Annotated in this window: 16 protein-coding genes and 2 pseudogenes; 8 read left to right on the top strand and 10 right to left on the bottom strand. The window is 59.3% G+C overall.

The features are described 5' to 3' along the window. Positions 1–33: 33 nt before the first annotated feature. Positions 34–1,869 carry a hypothetical protein gene (locus tag FBY36_RS04035; protein ID WP_142117450.1) on the top strand — a complete coding sequence of 612 codons (1,836 nt, stop codon included), beginning with the start codon at positions 34–36 and terminating at the stop codon, positions 1,867–1,869. Positions 1,870–1,946: 77 nt separating this feature from the next. Here the strand turns inward: FBY36_RS04035 and FBY36_RS04030 are convergent, their stop codons facing one another. The 4 genes from FBY36_RS04030 to FBY36_RS04015 all read right to left on the bottom strand — a co-directional run bounded on the left by FBY36_RS04030 (position 1,947) and on the right by FBY36_RS04015 (position 7,176). Beyond that, positions 1,947–2,960: a glycosyltransferase family 4 protein gene (locus tag FBY36_RS04030; RefSeq protein WP_142117449.1), complete on the bottom strand. Its 1,014-nt coding sequence runs from the start codon at positions 2,958–2,960 to the stop codon at positions 1,947–1,949. Next, a complete protein-coding gene (locus tag FBY36_RS04025) occupies positions 2,957–3,988 on the bottom strand; it encodes a polysaccharide pyruvyl transferase family protein (RefSeq protein WP_235008933.1) in 1,032 nt (343 codons plus the stop codon). The genes FBY36_RS04030 and FBY36_RS04025 overlap by 4 nt, the downstream gene beginning before the upstream one ends. 38 nt (positions 3,989–4,026) lie before the next feature. After that, positions 4,027–5,544 (bottom strand): lipopolysaccharide biosynthesis protein, encoded by a 1,518-nt coding sequence (locus tag FBY36_RS04020; RefSeq protein WP_142117447.1) that lies wholly within the window; start codon positions 5,542–5,544, stop codon positions 4,027–4,029. 144 nt (positions 5,545–5,688) lie between these two features. After that, entirely contained in the window at positions 5,689–7,176 is a 1,488-nt protein-coding gene (locus FBY36_RS04015; RefSeq protein WP_142117446.1) for a polysaccharide biosynthesis tyrosine autokinase, read from the bottom strand. Between the two features lie 674 nt (positions 7,177–7,850). On the opposite strand from FBY36_RS04015, the gene FBY36_RS04010 reads away from it, so the two are divergent. After that, on the top strand, positions 7,851–8,678 hold the full coding sequence (locus FBY36_RS04010) for an MBL fold metallo-hydrolase (protein ID WP_142117445.1): 828 nt from the start codon (positions 7,851–7,853) through the stop codon (positions 8,676–8,678). A gap of 340 nt (positions 8,679–9,018) precedes the next feature. Here the strand turns inward: FBY36_RS04010 and FBY36_RS04005 are convergent, their stop codons facing one another. Further along, entirely contained in the window at positions 9,019–9,243 is a 225-nt protein-coding gene (locus FBY36_RS04005) for a hypothetical protein (RefSeq protein WP_142117444.1), read from the bottom strand. A 513-nt stretch (positions 9,244–9,756) separates the two neighbouring features. Here FBY36_RS04005 and FBY36_RS21125 point away from each other — a divergent pair. Then, positions 9,757–9,984 (top strand): annotated as a pseudogene (locus FBY36_RS21125) (DapH/DapD/GlmU-related protein); the annotation flags it as partial. 251 nt (positions 9,985–10,235) lie between these two features. Here the strand turns inward: FBY36_RS21125 and FBY36_RS03995 are convergent. Continuing rightward, positions 10,236–11,702, bottom strand: coding sequence for an O-antigen ligase family protein (locus tag FBY36_RS03995; RefSeq protein ID WP_142117443.1), 1,467 nt, complete (start codon positions 11,700–11,702; stop codon positions 10,236–10,238). Between the two features lie 700 nt (positions 11,703–12,402). Here FBY36_RS03995 and FBY36_RS03990 point away from each other — a divergent pair. Continuing rightward, entirely contained in the window at positions 12,403–14,613 is a 2,211-nt protein-coding gene (locus tag FBY36_RS03990) for an acyltransferase family protein (RefSeq protein ID WP_160141871.1), read from the top strand. A 362-nt stretch (positions 14,614–14,975) separates the two neighbouring features. Here the strand turns inward: FBY36_RS03990 and FBY36_RS20665 are convergent, their stop codons facing one another. Both FBY36_RS20665 and FBY36_RS20660 read right to left on the bottom strand, forming a co-directional pair. Further along, the gene (locus FBY36_RS20665) at positions 14,976–15,494 is read right to left on the bottom strand and encodes a DUF4990 domain-containing protein (RefSeq protein WP_200830430.1); all 519 of its coding nucleotides are present in this window, start codon (positions 15,492–15,494) and stop codon (positions 14,976–14,978) included. Continuing rightward, positions 15,479–16,324, bottom strand: a pseudogene (locus FBY36_RS20660) (right-handed parallel beta-helix repeat-containing protein); the annotation flags it as partial. The gene FBY36_RS20665 and the pseudogene FBY36_RS20660, both read right to left, overlap by 16 nt. 579 nt (positions 16,325–16,903) lie before the next feature. Between FBY36_RS20660 and FBY36_RS20530 the strand changes: the two are divergent. The 3 genes from FBY36_RS20530 (at position 16,904) to FBY36_RS03970 (ending at position 19,036) form a co-directional block, all read left to right on the top strand. Further along, entirely contained in the window at positions 16,904–17,050 is a 147-nt protein-coding gene (locus tag FBY36_RS20530; protein ID WP_160141870.1) for a hypothetical protein, read from the top strand. A gap of 345 nt (positions 17,051–17,395) precedes the next feature. Then, complete coding sequence (locus FBY36_RS03975; RefSeq protein WP_235008710.1) at positions 17,396–18,688, top strand: MinD/ParA family ATP-binding protein; 1,293 nt, start codon at positions 17,396–17,398, stop codon at positions 18,686–18,688. Between the two features lie 141 nt (positions 18,689–18,829). Continuing rightward, positions 18,830–19,036, top strand: a complete 207-nt coding sequence (locus FBY36_RS03970) for a hypothetical protein (RefSeq protein ID WP_235008709.1) — start codon at positions 18,830–18,832, stop codon at positions 19,034–19,036. A 154-nt stretch (positions 19,037–19,190) separates the two neighbouring features. Here the strand turns inward: FBY36_RS03970 and FBY36_RS20525 are convergent, their stop codons facing one another. Then, entirely contained in the window at positions 19,191–19,328 is a 138-nt protein-coding gene (locus FBY36_RS20525) for a hypothetical protein (protein ID WP_160141869.1), read from the bottom strand. A 35-nt stretch (positions 19,329–19,363) separates the two neighbouring features. On the opposite strand from FBY36_RS20525, the gene idi reads away from it, so the two are divergent. After that, complete coding sequence (idi, locus tag FBY36_RS03965) at positions 19,364–19,900, top strand: isopentenyl-diphosphate Delta-isomerase (protein WP_142117440.1); 537 nt, start codon at positions 19,364–19,366, stop codon at positions 19,898–19,900. 402 nt (positions 19,901–20,302) lie between these two features. Here idi and FBY36_RS03960 read toward each other — a convergent pair whose 3' ends face one another. Further along, complete coding sequence (locus FBY36_RS03960; protein WP_142117439.1) at positions 20,303–21,310, bottom strand: acetamidase/formamidase family protein; 1,008 nt, start codon at positions 21,308–21,310, stop codon at positions 20,303–20,305. Between the last annotated feature and the right edge of the window lies 1 nt (position 21,311).

The raw sequence follows: 21,311 nt of genomic DNA, 5'->3' as shown, positions 1-21,311 counted from the left end.
GCGGTCGTGGTCCACCACCGAAGCTACGGATCAGTGGGCGGAGTCGTTGACGCCCTGCTTATGCAGGGATTGCTTCCGCAAAACATCCTCGTTGTTGACAATAGTGAAGAGCCTGAAAGACGAATCGAACTTCGCGAGGCAATAAATGCCGAAGTCGACTTGGACTTCACTCCGAACAATGGTTATGCCGCAGCAGTCAACCATTCCATTCTTCACTTTTCCCGTCGGGCCGTGGCTCCCAATTACCTCCTCGTCTCGACACACGAGACGCGACCCACGGCGGGCGCTGTCTCATATCTTTATCAGGCACTTGAGGGAAACCCGCGGGCGGCCGTAGCCGGTCCAACGTTGATATCGGGAATTGATGAAGAATACATATGGTCGACGGGAGGTTACATCGATCGACTTACTGGAGTACCAGCACACTACGACCATCGAACAAGCCTAGAAATCCTCCGACCCTACAATACTCCAACTCGCCGGGAGTGGCTTGATGGGGCATTCTTGCTGTACCGATGGAAAGAAATCTCGGAACGTACAGTTCCTGAGGGATACTTCCTGTACATGGAGGAAACCGACCTGCACGTTAGCCTGGGTAAGGCGGGCTACGAGGTTCTCTGGGTCCCTCTGGCTAGAGTGTGGCAAGAATCAGGTGGAATTCCTCCTTACTTCTTTGCGCGAAACATCCGTCTCTTTCTTCGCGAGCACGGTGGCTTTTTAAGAGCCAGAATCGTGCCACCACTCGTGGTGATGCGAAAGATCTTTGCGGACGTAGTTCGCCGACGGGGAGTTAGCAGAGCTAGAGAATATTTGCGTGGGTTGGTGGCACCCCTACCACGGCAAAGTTTTAGACTGGCCGAACCAGATCGAGCACATATTATTAATCCGCTCGGAGCTGCACTGCTTCATTACGAGAATGAACTCTCGAGCGTCCTAAGCGAGACCGGGCATTCGGTTTCTTCGACACGATTTTTGGAACCGTCGGCCAGTAGACAGCACCGCCTAAAATGGCTGGCCAACTATCTGTCCACGCTGCTTCGGGCTCGCTTTTCGGGGCCGGGGCACAACCCAAGAATCATTATTGTCTGGCCGGTGCTCGGCTACTTGGATGTTGCTCTTCTAGGACTTCTTGGCCTGCGGAACGTTGCGGTGGTTTTGCATGATCCTGTACCTCTCGTGCGATCGGTGGGCTACTCCCATCGGGCAAGGCGGTTCGCTTCTATCTTCCGGAAGCGTGTGAGGATCATTGCCCACAGCCGCAAGGCACAGGAAGCCATTGACAGCGCAGACTTGCACTTCAACGTAGACGTGCTGCCGCACCCGATTCTGGATTCAGTTAGCGAGGGGCCTGTAGGGCGCCGAACCACACCTATTGTGCGAGTCTTGGGCCAGTACAAGGCTGACAGGGATATTCAAGCGCTGCGGGCGCTGGGGGAAGACCTCTCAGGGACCGTAACCCTTGAGGTTCATGGGCGCGGCTGGCCTGCCGTAGACGGATGGAGAGTAGTCGAGGGATTTGTCGACGAGGCGAGGCTCGACGATCTCTTGGCTGAAAGTAGTGCGGTGCTAATTCCTTACAAGAGGTTTTTCCAGAGTGGCATCGCCGTGCGAGCCCTGGAGGCCGGAACCCCCTTCGTCGGCCCCAAGGATAGTGTGTTGGCCGAAATGGTCGGCCACGATTCCGCCCTCCTGGTTGACACAGAATCTAGGAGCTCGTGGAAGCGGGCTGTTGATCATGCAATAGCGCAGGGCTCTGAAGACGCTTGGCGTGCCGCCAAAGGGTGGCGCGAAGCCAACATTCGAGAATGGTCCATCTGGATGCAAAGAGGCAGTATGGTCAGCAACCCCGAACGCCAGGAACGCATCTAGAAGAGCGCAAGCGGGGCCCAGAAGCGGTGTGCTTCCGGGCCCGCTCGTGTCTAATCGAAAATAGGTAGTGCGGCCAGCTACTGCTGGATAATGCCGGACAAAAGTTGGGCCATCTTCTGCGTGGTGTGATGCAATTCCACTTTCTGCCGTCCTCGCTTTCCCATTTCTGCGGCCTCTACGGGATCGCGCAAAAGTCCAAGTATGCCAGAGGCCATAGAGCCGGCGTTCTGTGGTTCAACGAGAAGGCCTGAAATGCCGTCCTCGACGTAATCCGGCATGCCTTCCGTAGCACTTATGACTACGGGTCGGCTAGTCGCCATCGCCTCTAATGCGACCGTCATCCCAGATACATGAACGTTGGGTCGAGTTGCTACCGCCACTACAGACGCGGCCCGGTAGTGCTTACGCAGCGCTGTGTGAGGCATCATCGGCAGCAACGTCACCCCCCGCGGTACCGCAGCAGATGCCGTGGTTTGCACCGCCAACTTGACATCGGGTCGAACGCGATTCACTTCTTCCAGAGCCTCGAAGAGTGTGGCGGAATCTCTATCCCGGTCGCGTCCGACACTGAGGACAAGGGGCTTTTCAGGGTACTCGTAAGGCGAGAAAAATTCTTCATCGATGCCGAATGGCAAGAACGAGATGGGGGGCGTATCTCGACCTAACCAATTCCGGAGGACTTCCGCTTGAGCGCGACCCAACACCCATAGTCCGTCAAACTTTGGAAGTATTCTACGCAGGATTATGTCCTTCGCATTGAATTCTTGTCGCAGTAGGCGGTCAGTAGCCCAGATGACCCCGGCATATTTTGTTGCCGAAGGCTTTTCGAAGAAGAGCCGAATCGCCGTATCTTCGTCCCAGGCGATGGCTGTGTAGTTGTTGTTCCGTCGATGAAGGCTGGCGGCCAGCCACTTCAACAAAGACTTCGGGGCCAAGGGCAGCGCCTCAGAATAGCCGGCCGGATTGCCCGGGCCCGCGCTGACCTGATGCAATCCATAAGGCCATCGGTCCGGAACCATTCCGTCGGCATAGGCTTTTTCCCATGCAGGTACGCCGCGGCCAGTTGCGTAAAGCACCTCGACTTTATTCATGCGGTTCCCTTCGTCAGCAGTTCACTGGCGAGTTCCAGCGCTTCTGTTTGAGAAGTGGCGAACCGAGCTGAAGGGAACTGATGAGTGTAATCCTCGTAGATAGATCGCACTTTGCCGTAGGAGTTGTCCAATACGACGTGCGGAATTTGCATCAACGAAGCAAGCACATGCGCATGCAGCCTATCGGTGATGATAAGCTTCCGGTTGGAAAATTCGTGAATTCCTGCATGGAGATTCATTTTGAGCATTCGCTCGTATGATTGCGCAAGGACCTTGGCGGTCAGAGGTAAATTTAGCAATACTTCATTTTGACGCGCGACCCGGCCAGGAATTTTTACGGCCTTCCATTTTGCATGGTTCAGAGCCTTTAGTCCCCAATCCGCAACCTCAACCTCAGCTATGTTACTGAGTTCCTTGGCAAGGCTAGCTGTTGATCCTTTAGACTCTGTATCCCTACGAGCCAAGATGAGAACATTTCGGCTCATATTCGAAGCTGGAACATCCGGGCTCCAACCAAGGGCCATGTCACGTACGAACACCGTTCGAACTGACGGGAGGAGTTTTTCGGCCCTTTCCATGGAGTTCTCGTCACGCAACATGACGGTTAGGTCTGGGTGGTTACCAAAAATCCGATCAGTTTCTCGCGCTCGAGTGGGCGAGTCGTAGAAGAGTGTTTGTGGAAGTTGGATGATCTTTCGCCCGGGAAAATCCTGAACTACGCGTTCTCGAAAAGCCTGAAACTTGGGCCAGACATCCCCAAGATTCCCGCCACCGTGAAGAAGGATTGCACCTGTGGGAAGCATCCTATTGAGGGCGATCGGGCTGTAGCGCTCGATGTCGCAGGTGTATCGAACTCGAATGCCCAAGGACCCCAGGTACGCCCGCTCGCCGGCCCAGATCATGCCATCGCCGACATTCATATGTGACGGAAAATCAAGCAAAGCAACTTGGTCGATCCCATCCAGGGCCTCAATTAAAGCTGTTTCAGTCTCCAATCTGAAACCCGAAATAACGGACTTAAGTGTCATGCTCAATGCATATTCCTATCTCGATTCCTACGCTTCACTTATGCTTCGGTGCGTAACGATCCGAGTACGGAACTGTAGGACCAGCTAACGCGTGTCAGAAACAAGAATAATATGCTCGATCCGACAAAAAATAATCCAGCCACGACTATGGATGCTGGCTGGGAAAATGTTGCGGTAAACAAAGCGGCAATCAGTCCTAGAACAAGCACCGGAAGAACTGGACGTGCCACTTGGGTAAACCATCGCTTGTAATCAAGATTTACAGTGCGCCCAGCTGTCAATAAATATGCGAATTCTAGTATGGGCAACGGCATTGTCATGGCGATGGCCACCCCTGTTATGCCCAAGATCGGGAAGAGTAGCAGGGAGAGTCCGGCGTACGAAACGAGCCACAGAACCTGATGGGGCAGGAAGGCGCCTGGACTTCCAGCGGCATCAGATGCTGGGATCAGCGGTATGTGGAGTGCATTTAGGATGAGACCTGCAAGGAGGGCGCTTGCAGCGGTCGCAACTTCTGTGGTCGGGACGGACCCGGCAAGCCAGATCCGTAGCACCACAGGTAGCGTGACAAGGAGGAAAAGACATCCAATTGCCGACGCCGCAAAGGCGACAAATAGAAGATCGTAGAGCACGACGTTCGCTTTGATCGAGTCTTTGACATATAGCCTGCTCAGCACTGAGCGAAAGGGATCTGTAAGCCAGCCAATAACCTGTCGTACACTTGCGTATATTCGGAATGCCGCATTGAAATAGGCGACCTGATTGGCATTACCAATGACTCCGATGATGACCGTTCCGAATTGTAAGATGGACGCGCCGACCATGGAAACACTGAAGGCTCCGAGGCTGTAGGCCATCATTCGTTTTAGTTCGGTGGTTGATACTTTGTTCCAGTGCAAGTGGACGAGTTGTAATTGACGTACTTTAACGGTCGCCATGATGGGAGGAACCATAAGGGCAACAGCCTCCGCCAAGACGACGCCAATAATGCCGCCGGACAGCCAGCAAGCTGCCAGTGTTCCAACCACCCGAACAAGAACTCCGGCTACTTGATAGGTTCTTTCAATGTGCAGGAAACCCGATCCAAAAAGTACGGAGCTCATTGGTCGAACCGCCATGGTGGCGAGTATGCCGATACCGGCAATAATCATGACGGAAAACTCAGTGCCGCCCACACTCTGCCGAGCCTCGTAGGCATAGTTGATCGCTACAACAACGAAAACGCCGAGGGCGAGCAGGCAAGATACGGCAGCCCAGGCATGTCCCGTTGACGTGACCCTATCGGGGTCCGTGGTTTCGTCACCGCTTCGAGAACGAGACAGAAAGTGCACTATCGCTGTCCCGACACCGAGATCCAGAAAGAAAAGAAAGGATGCGACCGCTAGGAGAAACAACCAAGTTCCATATGCCGCGGGCCCAACAGTCGAAAGGACTAGGGGGAGTAATACTACGCCTGCAACTAAAGAGGCGACCCCGGCAAGAGCACTAAATGATATCCCCTTCGCCGTGTTTCCTCGCCGGCCGGTGGCCTGGCCGACGCGGGGCATAGCAGCCATGTGTGAATTCCTATGCAACTCAAAGAAGATGGGCGGGCAAGCTATAAATCAAAAAAACTCAAACACACCGGCAGTTGTAACGACAGGGCTTTCGAGGTCTCCGCGTTCATGATGTCTTGACTCAGCTCCAATCCGTGCTGGGGGTCAGTTATGGCCCAGCGGAAATTTGCTTGGGGATCGGTAAGTTTGTGTCGTTCCTTCTCCGGTATTGTCTCGGGAACGGCGCACTTTCGGGGCGTCAGATGAATTTCTGCCTGAAGATTCGCCCGGGTAGTCGCTGCCTTGGTCGTTGCTGTAGTAACTGTAGCCGTAGGCATCGGGCCCCTTCACAGGTAGCCTGTTTAAAACCACCCCAAGAAGATTTGCACCAACGAGGTCGAGAGCGCTCAAGGATTTTTCTAGGTCCTGTTGGGAAATCTTCTGTGATCCGATCACTAGTACAACGCCCCCTACGTGTCGAGAAAGTACGGCTGCGTCTGTAACAGGAAGAAGTGGTGGAGCGTCGATCACGACCGAATCGAATGCTTCCTCCAGGCTTTCAATTAGGTGTCTCATATCGTCGGAACCCAAGAGTTCACTTGGATTGGGAGGGATCTGTCCTGATGTAAGGACGTGAAGGTTATCTTCTCCCCACGGCTGCAGGAGATCGTTCACATCTGCCGCCCCAACAAGTGCCGTTGTCAGGCCTGCATTCCTGTCCAGGCCCAGGTAGTCGTGAACCATCGGCCGACGAAGATCAGCGTCGATAAGGCACACAGAATTTCCGGCCTGGGCCAAGGCGATGGCTAGGTTCGTGGCGGTGGTGCTTTTGCCCTCTCCAGGGAGAGATGAAGTTACAAGGACAGACGTCGCGTGACCGGTTACGTTGGCAAACTGCAGGTTCGTTCTGAGCTGGCGGAAGGATTCTGCTCGGGGACTTTGTGCCGCCGCTTGTGTCAGTAGCGGTTTTCGTGTCGCCAAAGGATCAAAACTAATACCACCCAGCAGCGGGGCATCGCTTACTCGTCGCACGTCTGCTTCACCGCGGATTCTGGTGTCGAGCGTGGACTTTAGTATCGATATAGCGGCACCAACTGCAAGACCAACGAGCAGCCCAAGGATTAGGTTGATTTTGGTGTTTGGTGCTGACGGTGAGGTGGGCGCGATGGCCGGCGTGATGACCGACAGACTAACCGGTGACGTACCGCCAGTTTTTGGTTTCTCCAATGTGTCGACGGCCTTGACGAGGCTATCTGCCACCGCTTGGGCCGTAGCAGCGGCTTGTACGGAGGAGCCGTCCTCGACAGCGATAGTAATGAGTACAGTATTGGCGTCTGTGGTCGCCTTTACGCGTTTTGCAAGTTCTTGGGGGGCGACTGCCAAGCCCAAGGCGTCGATAGCCGGCTGGAGTACCACGGGGGACGAGACGGTCTTGACGTACGACTGAACTCGCGCCTGACTGAAAGTATTTCCCTGCTGCAGTTCCTGTACGGAACCGGAGCTCTGAATGGCCACGAACAACTGTGTTTCTGCAGTGTAGGTAGGCTTCGTTAGAATCGAGTAGGTTCCGCCAGCGAGCAAACCCGTTAGGGTGACAGCCACTATTAGTAACCAGTTACGTCGAAAGATGCGCAAGTACTCGCGTAGGTCCAAGCTCGGGCCCCTTAGTTTATTGCGGGGGCATTCAGACCAGCCGCCCCCAGAACGGCAAAATGCGTGAGTCCCCGTAATTCTACCTTGGACTGAGTGACGACCTGGTCCGGGGCTGTCGCCCAAAGGATACGTTGCGTCGAATCCGTGCATGTTTGCTGGGTCCTGCTTCACGCTTCCCCTGGGCCCTTCAAATGGTGCAACCGAATGCGGAGCCGAGGGGTTCAGGTTCGGATGGGGCGAAACTTTACCCGGCTTTCTACCCGGGCTGATCTCGTCGAGTACTTTGACGCCTTGGACCTAGGCGTCCTGAACCACGTTTTCTATTAAGAAGCAGCCGTGGATGCCCTATCCGCCTGGCGAAAGGTATGACCGATGCACACGATCGGTCGTCGGCAGGGCTAGAGCCAGTTCTTGAACTTCCAGAGTTGCTTTCGCACTTAAACGCACACCTGCGTGGGGTCAGCGGTGACATTCCAGGATGCCTGGAACTCGGGGTTCATGGGCGGCCATTGCGACCGGCAATACGGGTGAGGGCCAGTACCAACCGAGGTAGTGGCCCCGCACCGTGATTAGCAGTCAAAAGTCGGCCCGCGCAGCAAAACGCCCGAGACGTGAATGCGTAGAATCGGTCACCAAGGCGAACACACACTGCTTGCAGAAGGTACGGAGAAACAATGTCAGAATGGCTGGAAGCCGGTACCAACAACTATGTACTGGTCACTGAAGGATCCTTGCTAAACGCGGGCCTTATCGTTGGCTCCGAACGTGCCATGGTCGTTGACACCGGCTGCGGTCCTCGCCAGGGACGCGAAATTCTGGATGAAGTCAGGAAGAAGACAGACCTGCCCCTCGTTGTGGTCAACACCCACGCCCACTACGACCACTTCTTCGGCAACGCCGTCTTCGCCGAAGAAGGGGTCACAGAATTCTGGGCCCATCAGAACTGTGCCACCGAGATCGATCAGCGCGGTGACGTGCAGCGCCGGCACGTTGGCGCGCTGGAGCCTGAGATGGCCGCCGGTGAAGGTGAGAACGTCGAGCTCGTGGTCCCTAACGTAATCGTCAAAGACCGACCCGTACTGGTGGACCTCGGCGGCCTTACGGCAACCCTGTTCTATCTCGGACGCGGTCACACCGATGGTGATCTCCTGGTGGGAACGCCCAGCACTCTCTACGTCGGGGACCTTGTGGAGCAGGGAGCCCACCCCTCGTTCGAGGACTCATACCCCGAGGAATGGGCCGACGCCCTCCGGCATATCTCGGCGCTGCGCCACCGCTACGAATTCCTGATCCCCGGCCACGGAAAGCCCTGCAGCGACCAGTTCGTCAAAACCATGGCGAACACCATGAGCACCGCCGTCCGCCAAGCCCGCCAGTCCATTCGCGACACACCCAACGACGCCACTAAGGCCATTCCTGTCTTGCCATACGGACCCGAGCAGTCTCGGTGGTTCATCAAGCGTTTGCAGGAGAGTCATGGGGAATCGAGTCGTGAGTCATAAGGCCTGCGGTTTTTTGGTGACGCCCCTACGCGACAGCCAGGCAACGGCACCGATACGGATATTGCTCATGCCATTGGAGGCCGTGGGCAGGCTAGCAAACGGTCTTATTGGCCCCTATTTGCCCATAGATTCGGCCGCATGACGGGCGCCAGGAATCGTAGTTGCCCCACGCTTTGCAGTCTTCTGCTGACTCGTCATGGAGTGCCGTTCACCGAGTAGGTTGAAGACGTATGACAGGGCCACCGCAACGGGCAGGGCAACGGCAACCATGAGGCGGAAACGGGAGAGCGTGGGCATCTGCACATTGAGCAGCAGGAGGTTGCCCAAGGCGAGGATTGGGCTATGGATCAGGCAAAAGGCTGTAAGACCATTTGCCGGTGCCAGCGAGGGCCTTAGGTTCAAGGGTGGCGTGCAGGACGTTCCGCTTGCCTGCTTGGCGCAGCCGGGCCAGCCAGAGGACGAAGAGCGACATCGCAACACCGAGCAGCATCTCACTGATCCACGCCGGCGATTTGATTGCAACGACCGTCCCGCGTTTGGGCCTGCTGGTCAGGGGCGACTGCATGGAGCAGTTATAGCCCTCGCCAGTAATCCAGACACCGGCTGGAACGTTTTCGGAGCTGACAGGAACCGTACTGCCCCTTGGGGATAATCAACGTTCCGCCGGAGGACGAAAGCATGGACAATGCCAGTCATATTGACCCCATATAATTCACGCATGGGGATTCTCAAGAGCGCGCTTAAATCCACGTCTATATGGCCTAAGCTCCGCGGTGCAAGATCCGGCGCAGCTTTTGCAGCCGGGGAAGTCGTGGGCAGCATCCCCTCTGGCGCGCTCCGCACCCTGGGCGCGAAGCTCATGGGGATGAAGGTCGCCCCCACGGCCAAGCTGTACCGCTGGCGGGAGGTCCGTGACGCGCAGAACATCAGCGTCGGCGCCGGTTCAATTATCGGCATGTGGGCCACTCTGGACGGGCGTGAGGGGATCACTATCGGGAAGAACGTGAACTTCTCCAGCGAGGTCGCTCTCTGGACTCTCCAACACGACTACAACAGCCCCAGCTTTGCCACGTCAGGTGGCCCCATCGTGATCGGTGACCGTGCATGGATCAGCTTCCGCGCCACCGTCCTGCCCGGCGTGACCATCGGGCAGGGTGCCGTTGTGGCGGCCAACTCCGTAGTCACGAAAGATGTTGCGCCGTATACGGTGGTTGGGGGCATCCCGGCAAAGAAGATCGGGCAGCGAACCGCGGACCTGTCCTATGAGTGGACGAATGCCCGCAGTCACGCCCCCTGGTTTATCTGACCGGCGAGCCCGGCTCGACCGGGTGTTCTTCAGAGATTAGAATTGACGGGGACAAACCTGGACACGCCGCTGGTCAAGGTGCTCATGGTTGGCGCGCTCGTGTTCTGGGATGAGCTACACCGAGGCCGCGCAACCGCTGCTGCCCGCCAGTTAGGCGCCCAACTCAATGTCGCCGGGGACGAGATCTGCAAAATGTACAAGGGCGGCAGCTCGACGGATGAAGTCAGCGCTTTCTCGTCGCCCGTGGCGCGTCAGTGGACTCGGCTGACCAGTTTGCGGGCATCGCCTTGGTCTACAAGTGCCCCGATGTTCTGTCCAAGGCCGGACGTTAGCGAGTTGTCGCTCTTGTAGACGGCTGTGATGAGCGCGCCAAGCAGGAGCCCTACTGCTATGCTGCCGCCGTTGCTCACGTCGTTTGGGAAGGGTGCGAATGCAATGGAAAGCAGCAGGCCTGCGCCGGCGGAACCCAGGGCCAGAGTTTCAGAAGTCCGGCTACGAAGGCAGGCCAGGACCGGTGCCATGGCGATGATGAAGAAGGCGCCGAGCCCAAATAGCCCTGTCTTGACGGTGATCCAGAGGTAGAAGTTGTGGCCGTAGTACTGGCCCTTCGTGGCGGAGAAGCTACCAACCGGCCCAACGGCTGGTCGATAGGCGTAACCGAAGCCGTGGCCAACCACTGGTGATTGGCCGATGGCTTGCATGAGGTAAGCGTCTTCGTTGATACGAGCCTGCACTGAGGTGTCATCGTTGAGGGTTGAGGTATCCAGTCCATCCACTACTCGGGACATGAAGGCGTTGACCTGGGTGACGACGAAGTCCCCTCCTGGAATTCCAATGGCGGTGTGGGCAAGCCAGAGGATCAAAATTGGGATCCCTACCAAGATGGACAGCCGGGCGGCCACGGTCACGGGCTTGATGGTCCGGGCCGCCACGACGGCAAAGATGACGGCCATGCCGACGGCAAGAAAGCTGTTCCGAGAGAAGCCCAGGAATGTCATCAGCAGAGCTGGCACGAGGTAGGGGTTGACCTGCCGCAAGGTTGCTCGACCGACTACGACGAGGGCGAGCGTGGCACACAGGACGAGTACGGAAATCTCCGTAGCGGCGGTGAGGAACCTGGTTGAATCACTCGTGCCGGCGCCCGAGCTCGACAGGAACAATGCGGCAGCTTCTGTCCTGCCAGCCAGCTTGAATTTCAGAACCATCGAAAGTGCGATGACGCCGAGAGAGGTCCAGAGCGAGTAACGAAGGACGAGAAGGGCGGCCGTCGCTTCGGGCGTTCCAAAGATTCGTGATGCAACGACCATGGACAAGAGCACGGTTAGCAGTCCGCGGCCATCGCTGATCACTTCAATGGTTGGGTACTTTAGAGCAATTCCAGCCACGCCCGCGCACCCCAGTAAGGCCGCGAGTAGGGTTGCCCTGGTCTTCGCTCTGGAGATGGCCGGGTGCGTGGCGATTGCCCATGCGGCGGCCATGAACAGGAACGGCTCGAACATGAAGACCGTAGTTGAGCCGAGCTGGACGCTATACGGGATGAAGGCAGGGAAGGCAGTCACCCCCAGAATAATGGCAACGTACGCGGTCCACGCTGGGCGCATCGTCAGCATCGCCAGAGCTATGACGCCTGCTGCAGCAACCGCCCCCATGATCGGCCCCAAAGCGAAGAACAGGCCGAGAACAAGCGCGAAGGCGCCCCCAATAGTTACCGCGAACATGCCATCACGCTAGCAGGTGGGAGCGCGAGCCTACACCACGAAGACCCGCGCCCACCGCTGCTAGTACCGAGTCCAGATCGACGCAAACCAGTTCAGCTTAACGTTATTGGTCCCGCTGGCTGGTGCTGTAGTGTGCTTGACCGTGATGTTGGAGGCATCCACCTCAACGTATAGGGCCGTAAAAGGGCCTGGTCGCGTCAGCACTTGCTTGCGTAACAATGGCAGCCACCGGAGCGCCCGCGAGGAAAAGTGGGATGACCATCCACTTCGTGGTGCAGTCGCCATTGAATGCGGCGGAGTTGATGTTGTCACTCCACACATTGGAAGTGTCGTTGTTGATGGCCGTGTTCGATACATGAATCCGGTTTTGGCGGAGTGCTGCCCGAAAGAACACTGGCAAATGAAGACCCGCATTGCCAGTGATGCTGTTCCAAGCGGCGGAGGTCAGTGTCGGAGCAATGTTCAGAATGAACTTGTCCCGGAAGTTCGATGCTCGCCCGTTGTTGAGGTTTGAATCGATGCTGAGCGACGAAACCGAGGTGCCAGAGTGTCAACCACCGGTAGATGTTATCGGCTGGCATGTTGTCGTTCTGGTAGAACCTGTTGTCGGCAATGTCCACACCCCGGATACCAGCGACGTGATTGATGCCGTCCAAGCCGTAGAATGGCCCGTAGGTCTTATTTCTTCTGGGGGAAAACAATGGATAGTTCCGCGACCGCGATCGGGCGTGCCACGGCGGCGAGAGCCGAGCCGGGGAAATCGCTTCAGCGGCTCGATATTCAGGGCCTTCGCGCCTTAGCCGTCCTGTCTGTTATCGCAGACCACCTGTTCAAGCTTCCGGCGGGTGGCTTCGTTGGTGTTGATGTCTTCTTCGTGATCTCGGGCTTCCTGATCACTGGATTGCTCATCAAGGAACATGCCAGGTCTGGGCGGATTTCATTCGTTGACTTCTACCGCCGTCGAATTCGGCGCATCACACCTGTTGCCGTCTTGGTCCTTGCTGTCACCGTGGCTGCATCGTGGTCGATCTACACAGCGACCAGGGCGCAGGCAGTGGCTGTTGACGCTATCTGGTCATTATTCTTTGCCGCGAACTGGCATCTGGCTCTCGTGGGCACCGACTACATGCAGAACCAAGGGCCTGTTTCACCTTTGCAGCACTACTGGTCCCTCGCTGTCGAAGAGCAGTACTACATGGTGTGGCCGATAGTGATGGTCGTGATTCTTGGTTTCGGCTTCAAGTCTGTGCGGCAGCAGAGGGTACGGAAGACTTTTCTCCTTACCGCTCTTGTCCTCCTCACGGCAGGCTCCTTTATATGGGCCATGCATGAGTCCGCAACATCGCCTTCTTGGGCATACTTTTCGACCGTCTCCAGGGCTTGGGAACTCGGTGTCGGCGCAATTCTCGCCGCCTCGGTTGGTCTCCTTGCACGGATACCCCAAGCGATCCGACCCGCCCTAGGATGGTCTGGTCTGGCTGGCATTATAGCCAGTTTGTTCATCATCACCCCAGAATCGACTTTTCCTGCCCCGTGGGCAGGACTCCCGGTTTTAGCGACGGCACTGGTTATCGTTTCGGGAACCGGAAGCTCCCGGGACTTCCTGAAACCGCTGACAAACCGGGTAGCAGGCTACATCGGCGACATCTCATACTCGCTATACCTTTGGCACTGGCCGGTCATAATCCTCCTGACGGCCTATGTCCCGGCAACGCAACCAATCTATTTCTATCTTGCACTCGCGATGTCTGTCGGCCTTTCAGTCTTGTCGTACCACTTCGTGGAGGACAAGATTCGCCGATCCTCTTGGCTCGACGCCAGCAGGAAGAGGCGTCCCCGCACGCACCGTCCGTTCCGCCTGCCTCGCATGCAGCTTGGGGCTGGAGTATCTAGCAAGGCCGCCTATATTGGTCTCGCTGTACTTGCTGTAATAACCGGCGGTACCTCACTGTTAGCTCTGACGCCTCAGGAAACGCCATCGTCGGCTGCTTACGTCGCGGCACCCAGACCCTCAGGGGCTGCCAATGTTGCTGCGCCAATGTTCAGTCCGGCTGTACAAGGAGTGCAAGACAAGATTGCTGCTTCCCTGACCAGCACCGCGTGGCCCGAGCTCAGCCCCTCTCTCGATTCTCTTGGAAACTCCTCGTGGGCGCCGGAGGTGTACACGGATCGCTGCCTCACAGTGCCAGCCGAGAAATGGGGCGCCGACTGCGTGTACGGCGACAAGAAGTCCTCCAAGGTTGCAGTCGTCTTGGGGGACAGCATGGCCGCTAGTTGGATGCCAGCCATTCGCGGGGCCCTTGAACCGCAGGGCTATCGCATCGAAATGTTGACCAGGTCCGCCTGCCCAGTCTTTGCCGTGACGCTGGCCAACAAGGATCAGGAAGCTTGCGGGTCGCACCGAGCCGCTTCATTTGCCTACGTCGCCGAGCACAGGCCCGCCTTGGTAATCGTCGCCAATCTTGACTCCATCGGTAACACAGTTGCCGGCAAGGACGTGGCAGCAGCCATGGCAGAGTGGGAAACTGGCGGCCGAGACAGCCTGTCGAAATTGGGCACTTCGAGCAAGATCGCCATGCTTAGCGTTCCGCCTCGTGGCCCTAATCTGAACGATTGCGCTGTAGCTGGTAGCACGCCCCAGACATGTACGGCGCAAATCTCCGACTTCTGGTGGAAAGTCACTGCACGCGAAAAGGCTGCCGTTGAAGCGGAAGCCAAGGCCAACGTGCCGGTACGCTACATCGACGTATCCAACTGGTTCTGCACACCGACTGCGGTGTGCCCGCCCTACATCGGAAACCACCCTGTTCGCGTCGATGGCATCCACATGGTTGGCGAGTACACCGATACCCTGGCTGCTGTCGTGGCAGAAGCACTAAACGGTGATCCGGCCGCATCCTTGAAGCCATGACTTCTGAGGAATGACCAAACGCCGGTTAAGCTCGCTGCATGGGAAACTTCAGATGCTGTGGGCAAGGTCACTTCCACCATGGTGGGAGCCCTGCACCTGACAGCCATGGCCGAGACCACGGAGGCGCTCGTGTGCCGGGGTGACTGGGCAGCCGCGGAACCGCTGCTGGACGTCCTGGCACCCGCCGTCGCCCCCGTCCGGAAGGCCGGTGCCGCCGTCGTCAACGACCTGCTGCACCCGTTAGCCGCATTCTCTAAGGCGATACTTCGCTGGACTACCCCGGCAGCACGTGACCGTTATCCGGGGGCATTTGTACTGTGTGCCCCGGACAACCTTTCACCGCGGTTTCAGGGGGGCAAGCCCTACGATGGCATCGCGTTCGCCACCAGCACCAGAGTATCGACGGCATACTCACTGATGTGCTTTTGCCGCTGGGCCTTCAGTTGCTGGGTAAAGGCGGCCAGCTCATGGTCCTGCAGCTTATTCAAAAGGCTGTCCCGCAGGCCTTGGTTATCAATGTCTCCGGAGCCGCTGTAGGCGGTCACCAGCTTCTGCAGCGTTGCAAAGAGATCGTCCTTGTCAGCGAGATAGCCCAATCCATACTTTTGCAGCGCGCTGCCGGCCACGGGCTTCATGAACGACACGTCGGGGAGGGCGCCGTCCGGCTTCCAGGGAGCGGTCAGTTGCTGCATATCGAGGCTCTCGAAGTCACCGGCAGCCAGGCTGAGGCCGCCATCAATCGTCCACGAATCGTTCGTCTCGTTTTGTGCCGCAGTGTTGTCGTTTGACGTCAATGGGCCGGAGTAGGCCACGTTGTTGTGCAGGACCTCCCGGTATCCGGGAATGTTGTCTGGACTTGTGGGGCTCACGCGCTCCAGCATGTTGAAATTGGCGCCGTACCCGGGCTTGTAGGCCGGTTGTTGATCCAATAGGCCGATTGTCCCGGCTGATGGTTGGCGTAGAAGTTGTTGGCGCCGTTATCGGCCGACAGGGAGTTGATGACGGTGTGCAGTGGAATCGGATCAGGGAGCCCGGTGGTACGGTACGCGTAGCCGCCCACCTTGAAGCCGTTCTGGTCACCTACACCGTTCTGGTTGCCGTGGTGGTCAAAGGACCAGTCGTTGATGTAGGCCACCCGCCCTTCTGAGGTGATGCTGTCGTAGCCGTCATCACTGTTGTGCCACGCCCGATCATTGATGAACCAGACGTTCTTGCCGTGGGCACCGAAGCCGTCCGTATTGCCGGCTGACAGGGCAGTGGGGCCGATATTGTTGTACGAGTCACTGTTCAGCACAACGCCCGTTCCGTCCAACGTGTAGTAGAAGCCGATTGCCTCGTGGTCATGGGCAGCCATGTTCACGAAGTTGGCGCCGCCGGCAATCCTGAAGGCCTCCGACTGCTTTTGGTTGCCAACTTTGACCCCCGTCACATCGAAGCCAACGAAGTTCGCGCCCGTCACTGACGTTTCGATGTGAAAGCCGGCCACGCGTTGATCGGTGGGCACGTTGCTGAAATCGAAGACCGGACGATCGTCCCCTGGGAATGCCGCGTAGGTGATCCCGCTCTTGTTGATGTTGACGTAGTGATAGACGTCCTCGAACGGATTGTTGGTTTCGGGAATATCGAACTGGTTGTAGATGCCCCCGCGGATGTAGACCACATCTCCCGCAGACGCTGCCGCCTGCGCTTTCATCAGCGTCTTAAGGGAGCGTCCTTTGTTCCAGGGTTGCTGTCGCTTATGCCCGGCGAGATGAAATAAGCGTGCGCATCCGGTGAGGGCGCTGGCGCCATCGCACCGAGCACTGACAGGTCCGGACCTTGCGGATGTTCCGCCGCACCCGCGTGAGCGGGGTCAACGACGAACAGGGCCCCCACGACACAGGCCCCGGCGACTGCAGCAGCTATCCGCTTCGAGTTTTTCACGCGCACATGACTCCCTTGTATGTATGTCGATTCATCTAGCGAAATGCTCCGGGTAGAACCTTCAGGGATTTCCCGTTTCGATGTGACAAAGCGCTGTCTTCACCAAAAGATGGCCGGGAATGTTGGCTCTGGCTTGGTGCGCAGGGGGAAGGGGTGGTGGCCCCGCAGCCCGCTGAAGTGTCGCGTATCCCGAAGATGGAACGATTCAAACATAGGGAATGCGCTTTCACAAGGGCCGGGAACCATGTGAAGTGCGGGGAGAAGTCAGCGTCTTGCAGAAACCTTGAGGTTTTGACGCAATTTGTCAATTTCGGTGTCTCATGGTTGGGTTTTGGATTAGTAACACTACTGACCAATGGAGGCCGTTGTGGCTATTTCGGACTACGCCCTGGCTCTGACCGCTTTGCTGGGCACCCTTTTGGTTCCCTTCGCCGTCCTCTACCAGATGCTGCGGCTCAAGCGCCGCGCACTCCGGATCCCCGTCCGGCCCGCACCCCGAGGTAACCAGCGCTGACCATGCCCTATGTTGACATTAACCCCCACAAAGGCCGTCCCAAGTGGGTGGGCTACACCATCCTTGCCGTCCTCCTGGTACTCACCGCCGCCGTTGTTTCAGCTGCGCTCATCCATCACTGAGCTGCGGCTGAAGGGCGCAGGAGCTCCCGCCGGACCCCCTAGACTTACTGATTGAACCAGTGCCGCAGACCCGTTTGCCGAAACGTCCGGGGGGACAGACATGCCAGATCCGGCGGATCAGAATGCAGGCGCCCAAGCAGAGGATGCAGGGCAGCCGCAGCTGCGCCGACGCCGCGACCTTCGTCGTGCCGACGGCACACTTCAGGATGCCTGGACAGGAACCATGCCAGCAATAACCCCTTCCCCTTCCAGTTCAAACGACGCCGGTAAGCCGTTGACGCGCCGCTCCTCCTGGGCGGAGGCAGCCGCTGTGGCCGATGCGACCAAGCCGTCCCGCGCACCTTCCCCTGCCCCAGTGGCTCCCGCCGAGTCGGCTCCTGCACAGTCCACCCCTGCACAGCCCGACCGGGCGCCGGCTCCCGATTCTGCACCGGAACCCATCGCCTCGGTGCCCGCCGCCACGGCGCGTTCCGCACGTGGTGCGGTGGCTCCTGAAGCTGCCGCGCCGGCGTCGGACGCTCCCGCCGAAACCCCCGCCTTCCGCCGCAGCCGGCCCACCGTGGCCGACGCCATCGCGGAGAGCCCCATGCCGGACTTCATCAGCTCGCCCGGCCTGTTCGTCAAGGAACAGAAGCCGCGGCCCGTGGGCGGCTTCCGCGGCGCCCTGTACAACCTGACCGGCGGCGCCTGGAACCTGGGCCCGGGGCCAAAGCAGCGCCAGGAGGATGAGCTGGGCCGTCGAATCTCGCGTCAGCTCCAGGGCAGCTACAACACCGCCATCCTCAGCCTCAAGGGCGGGATCGGCAAGACCTCCACCACGGTGGGCGTGGGCCTGACGCTGGCCGAATACCGTGGCGACGCGCCCTGCGCCATCGACGCCAACCCGGACTCCGGGGACCTGGTGGAACGCGCGCTGGGCGAGGGCATCTACCAGCAGGCCAGCCCGCGGACCATCACGGACCTGCTGGAAAACATCGAGTCCATCAATTCGCTGACTGCGCTGGCCCGGTACATGCACCACGCCGGCCGGCTGCACCTGATTGCGGGGGAGCAGGACCCGGAGGTCTCGGACTCGCTGACGGCCGAGGAGTACCTGCGGATCCGGAAGCTAATCTCCAGCTATTACTCCGTGGCTTTGACTGACTGCGGTACCGGCGTGACGCACAATGCCATGAGCGGGATCCTGCAGTCGGCGGACAACTTGGTGATCGCCGCCGGCTACGCCGTGTCCGGTGCCAAGCGGGCCCGGAGCACCCTGCACTGGCTGGCCAGCCACGGCTACGAGGACCTGGCCCGCAACGCAATCGTGGTGATCACCGACAAGGACGAGGTGTCCTCCCGCGTGGACAAGGACGCCATCGAGGAGCACCTCTCCGGGATCTGCCGCGAACTGATCGCCGTCCCGCACGACCGTGGCGTGGCCGACGGGGACCTGGTGACCCTGGATGTGCTGAAGCCGGAGACGCGGCGGGCGTACAAGGAAATCGCTGCCGCGATCGTGGACGGGTACCGGTAGCGTCTCCTTGCCCTCTGCTTTGGTGCGTTCCGGGGCCTCGGTCCGCGCCCTGCCGGCGCCTTCCGCTCCCAGTAGTGCCCGCCGGAAAGACAGGTAGCCGCTACGGGGGTGTTCCGGCCTGCGGCCTCCTAGCCTTTCAGCATGATGGAACTCATGGACGGTGGACGCCGTCGCCGCCGCGTGCCGAAGCGGGAAACCCTGGAGCTGGTGGGCTTGACCGCATTGTCGGTAACGGCGGCTGCGGTGTTGCTTCCTGCCATAGGGCTCAAGGCCTTGGCCGCGGCCCTGCCGTTGGCCAAGAACCGGGTGCACCGGCCGGAGCCCGAGGGCTCTTACCTCATTAACTAGCGCTCTCCCGGTTCGGTGCGCGCCGCCGTCGTGCCTCTGTTTCCTGCCGCTCCCGGCCCGCTTTCGGCCTACCTCCCGGTCGTGGCTTCCGGCCTGGCCCCGGCGAGGTTGCGGTAGGGGCCGGCGATATTGGGAATCCCGCCGCTGGTGAGCTTCATGGTGCTGCCACCCGGTGGGGGTATTCGGGGTGCAGGGCGCCGGCGCGCTTCTTGGCCCGGGTGAAGAAGGATGCCAGGACATCATCAACCATGCGGACGTAGCCAGTGTGTGGCAGCCTGTTGCCCATATCCATCGGTACAGTAAACACGGGCACCCGTGGGAGGGCAGTTGAACGGTAAGGCAGAGCTGGTGGTGCTGGCCGCCGATGACGGAACACCTATCGGCGTTGAGGACAAGGCCACCGTGCACTCGACCTCCACACCGCTGCACCTGGCCTTCTCGGCCCACGTGTATGACGATGAGGGCCACATCCTGCTTACCCGCCGTGCGCTGTCCAAGCTGACGTGGCCCGGCGTCTGGACCAATTCCTTCTGCGGCCATCCCGGCCTTGGGGAGGACCTTGAGGACGCCGTTCGGCGCCGCGGCGAGTACGAGCTGGGTCTCCGCCTGGACCATGTGGAGCTGAAGGTGCCGGACTTCCGGTACCGGGCGGTGGATGCCTCCGGCGTGGTGGAGAACGAGATCTGTCCGGTCTTCACCGCCCGTGCCGCCTCCCCACTGGCTCCCCGTGCCGACGAGGTGGTGGAGTGGCAGTGGACCGATCCGGCGCTGATCACCGCCGCCGTGGCCGCTACGCCCTGGGCCTTCAGCCCATGGCTGACCCTTCAGCTGCCGCTGCTCTACCCGGACCGGTTCAGCTCGTAGCGGGCGCGCAAGCGCTGCCTTACTCGACAGTTAGAGGGGCCGGCGGCTTTTTCGGATCGACGCTGATCCGTGCCTCCGCCGCAGGCCCCTGGCCTGCTGGGGAAGGTGGATTGGTTGCCTGGCGGCGCCATTGCTTAGCGCCGCCAGGCGTCTGAGACCATCGGTTTGATCCGACGCAGGCGCGGTCGACTGGGACCCAGTACCCAGGTGCATCAAGGATGCGCTCCCGTCCTTCACGCATCACTTTGGCGGGAATACCTCAAGGATGTGCCCGGATTCGGTCAAGAATGCATCAAGGTCGGCGCAGATTTCGCAGGCCGCGCTTATATGTGTTGCCGCCCGACGAAAAAGGAGCGCTGCCCGCCTGAATCCAGGCCCGCAGCGCTCCTCCAGTAATACCGGCTACCGCGACCTGTAGTCCTCAGCTGCCTTCCGCAGGCGGCTGTGGGCGCCGCCGTACGCCTGGGCGCCCTGCAGCGTCCACTTGGGCAGCTTCGCCACCATCGTGTAATTCGGGTCGCAGACATTCGCTGCCGGGGCCAGGCCCATCTGGCTGACCAGCTGGTAGGAGTCCAGCAGGTCCATGCCGGTCAGGTCCGAGGTCCACGCAATGAGGTCCTTCTGGCTGATCCGGTACGCATCCTCAAGCGGGCGGGTGGACCCCGTGCTCATGATGTACTCGTCGTTCTCCAGCCGCGGCCAGGCAGCGGCGCCCTCCTTGATCAGGTCCACTGCGATCACCGAGTTCATCGCCGATTCCAGGCCGGTTCCGCACACTTCGCCCTCACCCTGGCGGGCATGGCCGTCGCCGAGGGACAGCATGGCTCCCGCAACGTTGACCGGCAGGTACAGCGTGGTGCCGGCGCGGGCTTCCGGAGTGTCCATGTTCCCGCCGTGCGTGGACGGCGTCATGACCAGGCGCACCTCCCCACCGGCGGGAGCCACGCCTACTGTCCCGTGCATCGGGTCCAGCGGCAGTTGCAGCCGGAAGTCCGAGTTCCGTGCCCGGAACGTGGCGCTCCAGCTCTCCAGGTCAATGTCGTAGAACCAGACGCGCTCCTCCAGCGGCTCGTTCAACGTCGCCGTTTCATGGGTGGCCGCCAGGGCGCCGAACCGGGGGAGTACGCAGGACACGGCGTACTTCCTGGCCGGCACGATCGACACGAAATGCACTGCCAGCATGTCGCCGGGTTCCGCGCCCTCCACCTCGATGGGACCGGAGACCGGGTTCATCTCGTTGAAGGGCACCACGTCGCTGGGGAGCTGGTCCGGGGAGGTGACCCGGCCGCCGAAGCAATCCTCGGTGCTGACCTCCACGATGTCACCCGGGCGGATGCTGACCATCCGCTCCCGGCCGCCGAACACGTAGGAGTATTCGCCCGGCTGTGGTGCCAGTTTGTGAACAACCATC

Origin of the sequence: Arthrobacter sp. SLBN-122 (genome assembly GCF_006715165.1) — a bacterium.
In the GTDB taxonomy this organism is placed as follows: domain Bacteria; phylum Actinomycetota; class Actinomycetes; order Actinomycetales; family Micrococcaceae; genus Arthrobacter.
Note: the sequence above shows the minus strand (reverse complement) of the source record. Positions and strands in the feature narration are given on the sequence as shown.

Coding starts and splice junctions, on each gene's coding strand:
- FBY36_RS03990 (WP_160141871.1), top strand. CDS start 12,403: ATGGATAGTTCCGCGACCGCGATCGGGCGTGCCACGGCGGCGAGAGCC.
- FBY36_RS03960 (WP_142117439.1), bottom strand. CDS start 21,310: ATGGTTGTTCACAAACTGGCACCACAGCCGGGCGAATACTCCTACGTG.
- FBY36_RS04025 (WP_235008933.1), bottom strand. CDS start 3,988: ATGACACTTAAGTCCGTTATTTCGGGTTTCAGATTGGAGACTGAAACA.
- FBY36_RS20665 (WP_200830430.1), bottom strand. CDS start 15,494: ATGCTGGAGCGCGTGAGCCCCACAAGTCCAGACAACATTCCCGGATAC.
- FBY36_RS04030 (WP_142117449.1), bottom strand. CDS start 2,960: ATGAATAAAGTCGAGGTGCTTTACGCAACTGGCCGCGGCGTACCTGCA.
- FBY36_RS04005 (WP_142117444.1), bottom strand. CDS start 9,243: ATGCAGTCGCCCCTGACCAGCAGGCCCAAACGCGGGACGGTCGTTGCA.
- FBY36_RS04020 (WP_142117447.1), bottom strand. CDS start 5,544: ATGGCTGCTATGCCCCGCGTCGGCCAGGCCACCGGCCGGCGAGGAAAC.
- FBY36_RS03970 (WP_235008709.1), top strand. CDS start 18,830: ATGATGGAACTCATGGACGGTGGACGCCGTCGCCGCCGCGTGCCGAAG.
- FBY36_RS03975 (WP_235008710.1), top strand. CDS start 17,396: ATGCCAGCAATAACCCCTTCCCCTTCCAGTTCAAACGACGCCGGTAAG.
- FBY36_RS20525 (WP_160141869.1), bottom strand. CDS start 19,328: ATGGATATGGGCAACAGGCTGCCACACACTGGCTACGTCCGCATGGTT.
- FBY36_RS04010 (WP_142117445.1), top strand. CDS start 7,851: ATGTCAGAATGGCTGGAAGCCGGTACCAACAACTATGTACTGGTCACT.
- FBY36_RS03995 (WP_142117443.1), bottom strand. CDS start 11,702: ATGTTCGCGGTAACTATTGGGGGCGCCTTCGCGCTTGTTCTCGGCCTG.